This window comes from Mycobacterium sp. (genome assembly GCF_035623875.1).
Taxonomy (GTDB): Bacteria; Actinomycetota; Actinomycetes; order Mycobacteriales; family Mycobacteriaceae; genus Mycobacterium.
In genome coordinates, this window is sequence record NZ_DASPSP010000164.1 from 1 (window position 1) to 2,740 (window position 2,740).

The 2,740-nt window shown below is 64.8% G+C and carries 3 protein-coding genes; all 3 read right to left on the minus strand.

Features of this window, described 5'->3' with window-relative positions; all coding sequences use genetic code 11:
• Nucleotides 1–127 precede the first annotated feature (127 nt).
• Nucleotides 128–913: a triose-phosphate isomerase gene (gene tpiA / locus VEI45_RS13290; protein ID WP_324853876.1), complete on the minus strand. Its 786-nt coding sequence runs from the start codon at nucleotides 911–913 to the stop codon at nucleotides 128–130.
• 13 nt (nucleotides 914–926) lie between these two features.
• Complete coding sequence (locus tag VEI45_RS13295) at nucleotides 927–2,150, minus strand: phosphoglycerate kinase (RefSeq protein WP_324853878.1); 1,224 nt, start codon at nucleotides 2,148–2,150, stop codon at nucleotides 927–929.
• A 2-nt stretch (nucleotides 2,151–2,152) separates the two neighbouring features.
• A partial coding sequence (locus VEI45_RS13300; RefSeq protein ID WP_324853880.1) for a type I glyceraldehyde-3-phosphate dehydrogenase occupies nucleotides 2,153–2,740 on the minus strand: 588 nt, incomplete at its 5' end.

Consider the following 2,740-nt stretch of genomic DNA (forward strand, 5'->3'; position numbering starts at 1 on the left):
ACGTTGGTAGAGCTGCCTAACCACCAAAACTTAACGGCCCTGTATTTCTATCAGGTTTCGTTAAGCTAAATGCCATCCGGCGGGCCGTCAACTCGAAACGCCCCAGCAGCCCCGTCTGCCCCACCGGTCACGGCAATGGACCCCCGGCGGCGATAGCGGACAGCGTCGCGAACTGCTCGCCGTCCAGCGACGCGCCGCCGACCAGGGCGCCGTCGACGTCCTCCTGCGCGACGATGTCGCCGATGTTCTTGACGTTCACCGAGCCGCCGTAGAGCACCCGGACGGTATCGGCGATGTGCGCTGAGGCCAGCGCGCCCAGCTCCTTGCGGATAGCCGCGCACACCTCCTGAGCATCGGCGGCGCTAGCCACCCGCCCAGTGCCGATCGCCCACACCGGCTCGTAGGCGATGACGACCTTGGCGATCTGCGGGGCTGACAGCCCGGCCACCGATCCACGTAACTGTTCCTGACAGTGGGCGACGTGCTCACCGGCTTCCCGGACTTCCAGGTGCTCCCCGATGCAGATGATCGGGGTCAGCTCGTGCTTGAGCGCGGCGGCGGCCTTGGCGGCCACCAACGCGTCGTTCTCGTCGTGGTAGGTGCGTCGCTCGGAGTGACCGACGACGACGTAGCTGCAGCCCAGCTTGGCCAGAAAAGCCCCGCTGATCTCACCGGTGTAGGCGCCGGAGTCGTGCTGCGACACATCCTGGGCGCCGTAGGTCAGCCGCAACTTGTCGCCGTCGACCAGGGTCTGCACGCTGCGTAAATCGGTGAACGGCGGAATCACCGCGACGTCGACCTTGTCGAAATACTTGTCCGGCAGCGAGAACGCGATCTTCTGCACCAGCGCGATCGCCTCGAAGTGGTTGAGGTTCATCTTCCAGTTGCCGGCTATCAGCGGCTTACGGCTCATCGGCGTCCTTAGCTCAGGTACTCAACACTTCTAGACCGGGCAACGTCTTGCCCTCAAGGTATTCCAGTGACGCCCCACCGCCGGTGGAGATGTGCGAGAACCCGTCCTCGGGCAGGCCCAACGCGCGCACCGCGGCGGCGGAGTCGCCGCCACCGACCACGCTGAACGCGCCCTTGGCAGTCGCCTTGGCGATCACCTCCGCGACGCCCTTGGTGCCGGCGGCGAACGCCGGGAACTCGAAGACCCCCATCGGGCCGTTCCAGAAGATGGTCTCGGCGTTGGACAGCAGCGTGCTGAAACGGGTCACCGATCCCGGCCCGATGTCCAACCCGATCTTGCCGTCCGGGATCGCATCGGCGGCGACAACCTGCGGCGGCGAATCGGCCACGAACTCGTCGGCCACCACGATGTCCACCGGTAGGCGCAGCACGTCCGCGTATTCGTCGAGCAATCGGCGGCAGGTGTCGATCATCTCGGTCTGCAGCAACGACTTGCCAACCGAAAGACCGTGCGCGGCAAGGAATGTGAAGCACATGCCGCCGCCGATGACGATACTGTCCGCCTTGGTGGCCAGTTGCTCGATGACGCCGAGCTTGTCGGAAACCTTCGAACCTCCGAGCACCACGGCATAGGGCCGCCGCGTCGAACTGGTCAACCGCTCGAGCACGCTGACCTCGTCAGCGACCAGCTTGCCAGCGTAGTGCGGCAGCAGGGTGGCGACGTCATACACCGAGGCCTGCTTACGGTGCACCACCCCGAACCCGTCGGACACGAAAGCACCCGTCGATCCGCTTGGGCCGCTGACCAATTCGGCGAGTTCTCGGGCCAGCGCCATCCGCTCCCCGTCGTCCTTGCTGGTTTCCCGCGGGTCGAAGCGGATGTTTTCCAGCAGTAGGACATCCCCGTCGGCCAGACGCTGCGCGCGGGCCCGCGCATCACGGCCGACGACGTCGTCGGCCAACTCCACATCCTGACCCAGGTGCTCACCGAGCGCGGCAGCGACGGGCGCCAACGACAGTTTCAGCTCGGGTTCACCTTTGGGCCGTCCCAGATGCGCGGTTACCACCACTTTGGCGCCGGCGTCGACCAGCGCCTTGAGCGTTGGCACCGAGGCGATGATACGGCCGGGATCGGTGATCACGCCGTCGTCGAGCGGCACGTTCAGGTCGGAGCGCACCAACACACCGCGACCCGAAACGCCTTGTGCGAGAAGGTCTTGAAGGGTGGGGATGCTCACGGTTAGAGCGACTTGCCGACCAGCGCGACCAGATCGACGAGGCGGTTGGAATAGCCCCATTCGTTGTCGTACCAGGACACCACTTTGGCCTGGTTGTCGAGCACTTTGGTGAGCCCGGCATCAAAGATCGAGCTGTGCGGGTCAGTGACAATGTCGCTGGACACGATCGGTGCGTCGTAATACTTGAGAATCCCTTTGAGCTTGCCCTCCGCCGCGGCCTTGAACGCCGAATTGATCTCTTCGGCGCTGGCCGATTTCGACAGCTCGGCGGTCAGATCGGTGACCGAACCGGTCGGGATCGGCACCCGCAGCGCGTAGCCGTCCAGCTTGCCCTTCAGCTCGGGCAGCACCACACCGATTGCCTTGGCGGCGCCGGTGGACGTCGGGACGATGTTGAGCGCCGCGGCGCGGGCGCGACGCAGATCCTTGTGCGGCCCATCCTGCAGGTTCTGGTCTTGGGTGTAAGCGTGGATGGTGGTCATCAGACCCTTGACGATGCCGAACTCGTCGTGCAGCACTTTGGCTAGCGGCGCAAGGCAGTTCGTCGTACACGACGCATTGGAGATGATGTTCTGGCTGCCGTCGTACTT